This is a genomic window from Veillonella sp. 3627, from assembly GCF_003992195.1.
In the GTDB taxonomy this organism is placed as follows: Bacteria; Bacillota; Negativicutes; order Veillonellales; family Veillonellaceae; genus F0422.
Genome location: NZ_RQVG01000005.1, coordinates 124,209 through 132,446 on the forward strand (window position 1 = coordinate 124,209; position 8,238 = coordinate 132,446).

4 protein-coding genes are annotated in these 8,238 nt (G+C 42.1%); all 4 read left to right on the forward strand.

Features of this window, described 5'->3' with window-relative positions; all coding sequences use genetic code 11:
- Positions 1 to 278: 278 nt before the first annotated feature.
- Entirely contained in the window at positions 279 to 1,679 is a 1,401-nt protein-coding gene (locus EO114_RS04035) for a PLP-dependent aminotransferase family protein (protein ID WP_126941127.1), read from the forward strand.
- A 1-nt stretch (position 1,680) separates the two neighbouring features.
- Positions 1,681 to 2,925 (forward strand): DNA repair exonuclease, encoded by a 1,245-nt coding sequence (locus tag EO114_RS04040; RefSeq protein ID WP_127061683.1) that lies wholly within the window; start codon positions 1,681 to 1,683, stop codon positions 2,923 to 2,925.
- Positions 2,915 to 5,806 (forward strand): AAA family ATPase, encoded by a 2,892-nt coding sequence (locus tag EO114_RS04045; RefSeq protein ID WP_164723760.1) that lies wholly within the window; start codon positions 2,915 to 2,917, stop codon positions 5,804 to 5,806. The genes EO114_RS04040 and EO114_RS04045 overlap by 11 nt, the downstream gene beginning before the upstream one ends.
- Before the next feature lie 661 nt (positions 5,807 to 6,467).
- The gene (locus tag EO114_RS04050) at positions 6,468 to 7,598 is read left to right on the forward strand and encodes an efflux RND transporter periplasmic adaptor subunit (protein ID WP_127061687.1); all 1,131 of its coding nucleotides are present in this window, start codon (positions 6,468 to 6,470) and stop codon (positions 7,596 to 7,598) included.
- Positions 7,599 to 8,238: the final 640 nt, after the last annotated feature.

Here is an 8,238-nt window from a genome sequence, read left to right on the forward strand (position 1 = left end):
TAATGACTACATTATATATCTATTGTTAACTTGCGTCAATAGTATAAGCGTTAACAGAGAGTGCTGATTAAGTATCAATGCCCCTCGAAAGAAATTCATGCTTTTGGTGTAGTCATTTTTCGTGTTTACTTTTATAATAGAGAGTAAGAATATATTTTAGAAATAATAGCTTAATTTTTGGGGATAATGGAGTAATAAAAGGAACCGCCCAAGAACTGAGAGTTAAAGATAGATATATACATGTAAGGGCGTAAGGTTTGTTATTCTGGAGGGCCTAGATGATTGTCCTAGATGCAAATGCAGGGATTCCCATGTACGAGCAGGTATATGAGGCTGTAAAAGTACATATTGAGCAGGGCTTATACCGTCCAGGGGAACGGCTTCCTTCTATACGATCTATGGCGGCACAGTTAGGGGTCAGTAAGATTACGGTGGAACAAGCCTATCTACAACTGGCTACGGAAGGATATATTCAAGCTCATAACAAGGCCCCTTATGAGGTATTGGAGATTGTGCAGCCTCTAGGTGGCGATTGTGATACTATGATGCAGAATTATCCTACATGGAATATGTCCTGTGAAGGAAGTCTTTCACCAGTGAAATCTCCGATTCTCTACAATTTTGCTACCGGAGACATGGATCCAGAAGGATTTGATTTTAAGCGATGGAAGCGTTTTATTGGATATGCCTTACGAGATACGAAACGTCTTATGACCTATGGTCAATTAGAAGGGGAACCAGAACTGCGGGGTGCGTTGAATCAATATTTGCAACAGGCACGAGGTGTAAGAGCTACAGCAGATCGTATTCTTGTGACTAGTGGTACTCTTAATTCTTTGCAAATGATCGTCTCTTTATTGCAACGTCAAGGAAAATCTAAGGTGGCTTTGGATCGTCAAAGTCCTAGTTTTGCGAAAGCAGTTTGGAAGGACTATGGATTTTCTGTGCTAGAACTAGATATGCGTTCTCCGGGGCGAATCCATACTCTTCAAAAAGCGCAGATAGATGTGGTCTATTGTATGCCATCTCATGGAGATAGTATGGGACGCATCATGACGATACAAGAACGAATGGAATTGTTGCGATGGGCTCAGCATAAAGAGGCATATATTATCGAGGATGACTATGATAGTGAACTTCGTTATTATGGGAAGCCTGTATTATCCTTACAAGGAATGGATAGAAATGATTGCGTGATTTACATGGGCACACCATCGAAGGTATTACCACCTTCTATTCGATTAAGCTATCTTGTATTGCCAATCACTTTGTATAAAGACTTTCATAGTCATCGTAAAGATTACGGGCAAAGTGCTAGTGTCCTAGAACAGTTGGCATGGGCTATGTATATGAATGCAGGGGAATGGAATAAACAAATTCGTCGGCTTCGAAAACACTATTTAGAAAAAAGTAAGTATTTTACTAGTTTATTGCGACGCTATTTGGGTGATACTTATGAAGTGGTTGCTCCTGAAGGAGGAGTCTATGCAGGGGTGCGACTCAGGTATGTGGATGGAGAACAGTTGGCATTACGAGCCTTAGCATCGGCTTGTGATGTTAAGGTGTTAGATACAGTGGACACCGATATGGTGGAGGTTTTATTGTCTTTTAGCGGTATTCCTACCTGTGAATTAGAACGGGCAGTACAGATATTAGCAAAGGCATGGAAAGGGTTATAATATGGGTATACCATTTAGATTTATACAATGTGGGGATCTCCATTTAGGGGCGCCTTTTCGCTATTTAAAATCATTTGGCAGATCCTTAGATGCAGCCATGGTACGCGCTACCTATACATCCTTTCAGAATATTGTAAATCTAGCTATTCGTCAGCGTGTAGCAGCAGTTCTGGTTACAGGTGATGTATATGATGGAGTAGACCATCTTTTAGAAGCAGAGATGCATTTTGTACGTGGATGTGAAAGTTTGGATAAGGAACAGATTGCTGTTTATGTAGTACAAGGTAATCATGACCCTGCTGATAGTTGGAAGCGACATATGCCGTTGCCAAAGAATGTGCATATCTTTTCATCTGAATGGGTGGAACGGTTTCCGCTTCTAGTGCGAGGACAAGAGGTAGCGGGTCTGTATGGACGGAGTATTGACCATAGTACACAATATGAAGATATGGCCTCTACTATCCATCCATTGCGGAGCGATCCTTTTTCCATTGCCCTGGTGCATGGTACAGTAGGCATCCATGAAGGGCATGATCAGACAGGACCTTGTACACTGGAATCCTTGCGTAGCATTCCTATTCAATATTGGGCCTTTGGGCATGTTCATAAGCGTCAAATTATTAGCGATCATCCATATATTGTGTATGCAGGAAATACACAAGGATTGCATCGTGGTGAAAGCGGGCCGAAAGGTTGCTATGTAGTGGATGTATCTAGTCGTGGTACTGTAGAAACGCAATTTTATGAGACGAATGCCATCCGTTTTGCTGAAGAGACTATTGATTTAGGACAAGTAAAATCTGTATTGGAGATGTTAGAAATGTTGCGTCACAAAAAAGAGATGTTACGGAAATCTAATATATCTATTTTGTTATCGATTCGCTTAATAGGAGCAGGACCTTTATCAGAGATGGCACGAGATAGCAAGGTTCTAGCTACTTGGATAGAGGAATCTCATGCTGAAGAGACAGGTAAATATGGAGTGTATATTATCGGTATCGATTGTGAATTAGGTAGTATTAGTCATCCAAGTATAGCACCGGGGATGATTAGGGATTATGTGAAAGCTATCGATTCCATGCATACGGGGATAGAAGCACTAGAAATGATTGTAAAAGCTCGCCCAGAATGGAAGCGATTAGGAACGCATAGTCGACTAGTGACAGAGGCTATGTTGCAATCTGCCTATGAAAAGGCGAGACGTGATGGAGTCCGTTTATTACAGGGGAATGATCATGAAGATTAAAGAGATATATATAGAACAATATGGCCCCTATACTAAGTGGAGATTTCAGCCCCATGATACAGGATTACATGTGTTATATGGACCGAACGGGAGCGGAAAAACTACATTGCTCCAAGCCTTTCGTGGTATTTTACTGGGAACAAAGAGGAAAGAAGAGCCTGTAGATGGATATATTCTAGTGGAGCGAGGAGGTCACACATACCATATTGGGCGTAAAGGAAAAGAACTAGACTTTTACGAGGTAGGAGGAGAGCGCTATACCGTAGAGCCAGCAGAATTATGGTGGCAAGGACTAGATAAAAAGACGTACGATCGCATTTTTGCTATTACCTTAGATGATCTACAAGGGGTAGACATCATACAGGAAGTAAACGTGAGAACTCGGTTTTTTGGTGCTGAGGGCGGAGAATCTCTGGGTACACTTGTGAAAGATGTAGATGAATTAGCCAGTCAGTTATTAGTAGCATCACCTACTGGTAAGCGAACCATTAATGCTTTGTTGGACCGTTTGCAAGAGTCAGAACAGGAAATCCGTAAACTTCAGCAAGGAGAACAGGAGTATTATACATGGCAAGCTTCTTTAGTAGAGCTAGAACAGAAAGAAACTGCATTGCAAGAGCAACGGCAAGAGCGCAAGGAGTATCTACAAGAAGTGGAACGTGTTTTGCGTGCTTGGGATACGTATAAACGGGCAGAAGAAGCAAAACAACATATGCATCAATTCCATGTGAATGAGCCTTTAGAACGAGAAACGTTTTTAGCGTTAGATGAAGAAATTCGTCGCTGCCAAGAGTATATGCGTGTGTGGCGTGGTAAAGAGGAAGGGCTAGTACCAGATAACTTTGATCCCGAAGATAGGCTTGGAATGTATGAGCAAGAAATTGAAAGTTTGTACCAAGAGATATCTAAGTGGACACAGTTAGAAAAAGAATGCCGTGAAGGAGATCTCTATCTAGAAAAAGTACAGGCGCAACTGGCAATCATAGGAAAATCTCATAAGTATTGGCGTGATGTAGAAGAGTTTCCTAGAGATGTGAATTGGCATGATGGGGAACAAGCAGCACGGCAATTACGAAGTGCTCGTGAAGCCTATGAGGCATGGCAACGTCGAGAGCCGTTTCCACAGGATGATAGAGCCCTTCAGGTAGCTGATGCAGTGAGAGGGCTAGAAGAAAAACAAACTGCCCTAGAAGCTCTCAAGAATGCATACCTATTAGGACAACAGGCTGAGCCTGAGGTAATAGTGAAATCGGGACGAGCTTACTATATAGGTGGAACAGTATTAGTAGTGTTAGGTATAATCCTATTAGCTTGGCATATGACTTATGCAGATGTGTTTGGTACACAGGCTATAGCGGGCATCCTAGGGGTATTGCTAGGCGTGGCTCTAATAGTTCAAAAATATAAGGCGAGAAAAACAGGTTCAGTAGGTGCGAACACATCTGTTAAAGACTTCTCAAGTTTGGAAGAGATAGCTAAACGAACTATGCCAACTACGGAAGAGGAGTATGAAAGTTTACTTTCAGATATACAGGAAGTAGCGGAACAAATCAAAGACTATGAAGAGGATGTAAGCCATTTTAAGGCTTACGAAGTAATGAAAGCGCAGTGGGTGACGGAAGGTAAAACCTTGGAAGCGGCAGGCACTGAGGCCATGGATGTCTGGGAAGCCTGGTTGCCAAAGGCGGCTAAACAGACGAACCGAGATGATGCATTCTATGGCATGAAAGAAGAATATCAAGCGTATCATGAGCGATTACGTGAGTTTGAGGGCTACCAAAAGCAAGTGGGCTTGCATCATGAACAATTGGATGCGATTGTGAATCGGTGTCGAAAATTGTGGAGCTCCTTGCAGTTGCAGACATTGCCATCTATCGTAGAGCTGCGTGTAGTCTATCATCAATTGCAATTACATAAGCAGAATCGTGTGCGGTGGGAGCAAAAGGAAAGCCAGCGTAAAAACTATCGTGAAGAATATGCTACGTGGAGCAAGAAAGAAAAAGAGTTATTCTTAGCCCAAGAAGAGTTGATTCAAAAAGGTGGTGCTAAGAGTGCGGCAGAATATCGTCAGCGCTTATTGGAACAGGATCAATATAAGCAGTGGGAGACGATTTATCGGCAAAGTCAGCGACAATTGGATTTGTTGGCACCGAAAGAATTTCATAAGGATGTGTGGTATCGTCGTTTACAAGGCAATGATAAAGGGAAGTGGGAATTAGAGTACTCCCGCAGTGAAACGGAATTAGCGAATATTGAATCATCCTTACAGGCATTGTATGAAGAGCGGGGGACCTTGCAGGAATCTATGCGCCACTTGAGCACATCTCATGCAGTGTCCGAAGCATTGTTGAAAAAAGAACAACTAGAAGCGGAGCTTCGAGAAGCTTTAGAAGAGTGGATGACTTATGTATTCATCAACCATGGCATGGAACTAGCACAACAAGAATACGAAACAGATCGGCAACCGGCGATGCTGGCGAGAGCGTCTGCCTATGTGAAAGCCATGACAGGTGGTATCTATACTCTGCATATGGATGATGCGCATAAAGGGGCATATGTAAAAGATACAACGGGACGAGAGATTCCTTTATGTAAATGGAGTAGTGGACTGGGAGATCAAGTGTATTTGGCATTGCGACTTAGTTTGGCAGAGTCATTTGCTGAAAAAGTAGAATCTTTACCGTTACTGTTAGATGATGTGTTAGTTAGATTTGATTTAGAACGGCAAAAGTTGACGTTACAGGTAATAGAAAGAATTAGTGAACATACACAAGTATTTTTATTTACTTGCCATGAGACGACGAGCCAGTTAGCTAGCGAAAATGCGCATACATATAATCTTGAGTCTATAGGTATGGGCATCACTTCTAACGCTATATAAGTCGTCACTTGTAACGTTATGTAGCCTGTGGCGGGGTTAACTAAATATGATAAAGAGAAGACCGTAACACACCCCTTCTCAAACTATACAGTGGTTATGTTTGTTCAGGGGTATGTTACGGTCTTCTTGCGTTTGTGTGATTTAGGTAGAAAGGCCCGCCACAAGGCTACTACGCGTGACGGCGTTCCTCTGGGGGGCTCTTTTTTTGTTGCTTCAATTATAGCGATTTTAAGATTTAGCTAACCATAAAAGTTCACGTTATGAGTAATTTGCAGTATAATAGTAATCGAAGAGTCAACGACGTGTTGTTGGGCTCATCTTTTCCCATTATGGGAGGAGGTGGTTGCTATGACTAAGTACGAAAAGATTTCCTTAATCATTGCGCTTACTAGTTTAGCAATTCAAATCAGTGACGTATTAAAATAGTCAATGAAAAAGCCTAACGAATAAGGTCTAGGACACCTTACCACGTTAGGCAAATTTCGTTTTGCATGTTTTTTGAGATGAGCCTAACGCCTTCACACGTTGATGGCTCTTCTTTTGTTATTTTCATTATAGCACGATTTATAAATGTATTACAAGACTAACATATATGATGGGGTTCGTGTGCTAGATATTCCGATGTAAGAGTAGTATAATACTCTCTATATGAGAGGAGTGTATGATGAACTATTCTTGGATACGGAAATATTGGATATATATAACAGTGGTGGCGGCACTACTCATTGCGGGCGGTGTGTTCGCGTGGATGCAGCCCAAAACGGTGCAAGTGATGAATCCTGTGGAACGTCAAATGCCAGTACGCATCAGTCATGAGGCAAATATTACGGCATTGCATAAGGCTAGTGTAGAATCGACGGTATCGGGGCCGGTGTCTACTTTCACAGTGAAAGTAGGTGACATGGTAAAAGCTGGTCAAGTGCTAGCTATGATTGATACCACATCACTACAGCAACAACTGCAATCTTTATTAGGACAGTTGCAGGAGGCGCGGAGTCGAGCGCCACAACAGAGTGCATCGACTACAGTGGTGGGTGGTAGCGTATCATCAGCGGATGTGGAGAGGGCACGATATATGCGTGATGCTGGCATTATTACGAATCGCGAGTTTGAAACGATTGCGGCGAGGGCGCAATCACAAGTGGTAACGGTTCCTTCCTATTCAGGCGGATCTGGGGCGGATACCTCGGGTATTGAAGCAGCCATCGCTAAAATACAAGCACAAATGGCGGCAGCGCAAGTGCTTTCACCGATGGAAGGTAGAGTAGCAGCTATTTATAATGAAGATAGAAAGATTGCCATCGAAGGGAAGCCACTTATTCTTATACAACAAGATTCTCCAGTGGTGGCCACATTGAGTGTCCCACAAAGCTTTGGATCTATTTTGAAGCAGCCCGGCATCACTGGTGGCGTGGATGTCTATTTAGATGTAAATGGAACACAGGTGCCGGGACAGATTACATTTGTGGGAACCGAATCAGGGCCGAGTATCACGGTGAAAGCAACTTTTAACGTACAATCTGGACAAGTGACGATTGGAGAGTTCTATACATTGGTGATTGAAACGAAAGCGGAAGCACCGGCGCTTACTTTGCCTAAAGAAGTTATTCGTGATGGTGAGAATGGTAAGTTTGTATATGTGTTAACAGATGAAAATACAATTGATATTAAGACAATTGAGATTGGATTAGAAGTGGATGGTGCTGTGACCATACTTGATGGGTTAAACCCGACAGATCGAGTAGTCACAAGTAAAGGGAACTTCGAGCTGGGCGAAAGCGTTCACTTGTGATGCTATGTAGCCTGTGGTGGTTTTAACTATATGTGATAAAGGGGAGAGCACGGTATACCCCCTCTCAAACGGTATTTCATAATGTTTGTTCGGGGGCACACCGTGCTCTTCTAGTGTTTACTTGATTTAGTCAATAATAACACCACAAGGCTACTACGCATAACTGCGTTCTCTTCGGGGACGATGTGTGGGAAGAGGCCGGTACATTCCTCAGAAGGAAAGTTTATGAGTGGTTGGTAGGGGGAATGTTCATATATTTGTATGATGTAGTTAATAATATAGATATAAAGGTTCAACACATGAGAGGGTTGGTTAATGAAGAGATAAAATATTGGTAGAGTACGACATCCTATTTGCGTAGAGATAAGGATATTATTTGATGAAAGTTTTAAGATGCTATAGGTATAACTTCGTTGTCTACTAGGAGTGTTGAATTATTATATACATATAGAGGATGGGCATAAAAATTTAAAATTGGGGGTTGCTTTTTGCTTGGAAATGGAATATACTATTAAACATGTTCGAGAGAACTGAGCGTTCATACTCGTGAGAGTATTGAATGAAAAAAAGATTAAAAATAACTGTTGACACGATATTGTGAATCTGTTATTATAATCTAGTCGCCACAACACAGTGTTGT

What these genes read in the sequence shown, in the direction of transcription:
- EO114_RS04050 (WP_127061687.1), top strand. Translation starts at nt 6,468, where the DNA reads ATGATGAACTATTCTTGGATACGGAAATATTGGATATATATAACAGTG.
- EO114_RS04040 (WP_127061683.1), top strand. Translation starts at nt 1,681, where the DNA reads ATGGGTATACCATTTAGATTTATACAATGTGGGGATCTCCATTTAGGG.
- EO114_RS04045 (WP_164723760.1), top strand. Translation starts at nt 2,915, where the DNA reads ATGAAGATTAAAGAGATATATATAGAACAATATGGCCCCTATACTAAG.
- EO114_RS04035 (WP_126941127.1), top strand. Translation starts at nt 279, where the DNA reads ATGATTGTCCTAGATGCAAATGCAGGGATTCCCATGTACGAGCAGGTA.